We start from the raw sequence: 522 nt of genomic DNA on the forward strand, positions 1-522 counted from the left end.
TCAACATAAGGGATTTTCTCTTCTTTCATAGGGAAAAAGGTTAATTCTTTTGCATCATTTTCCAGATTTTTCCATCAGACATATACATAATCTTTTGACCTGTGGTTATCTTTTGTGTGCCGTGAGTGGTGTGAAGCGTAGAACTAGAAGCCGCTAGATGATCTATAAAGATTGATTTCCACTTAAATGAAGCAGGAGATGGAAAAAAGATATTGGGTGCCCAAGAACGATCTTTTGAACGAATAACGACAAGCTCTTTTTGTTTCAAGATGTTAGAAATTGTTTCTGCAGACAGATCTTTCCCATTGGAAATGGGGACTTCTGGTTTAGCTGTAGGCGAGGCTAAACCTCCAAAGTCGCTTATACTTGTCATACAAAAAGTGAACGTACATGATGTTTGGATGAGGTCAGAATCTCGACACTTTCCTTGATTAGAAACTTTCAGAGTCCCTTCGTGTAGCTTGTTTTGTTTTAAGCCATTAGGATCAAAAAAAATCGAACTTTGCGGACTTAAATCATAAC

1 pseudogene is annotated in these 522 nt (G+C 37.5%); it reads right to left on the reverse strand.

Annotated features, from left to right (window positions below):
- Nucleotides 1-40 precede the first annotated feature (40 nt).
- Nucleotides 41-522, reverse strand: a pseudogene (locus tag ACFIKU_RS09950) (hypothetical protein); the annotation flags it as partial.

The organism is Bartonella sp. CM120XJJH, assembly GCF_042194715.1.
Lineage (GTDB): Bacteria > Pseudomonadota > Alphaproteobacteria > Rhizobiales > Rhizobiaceae > Bartonella.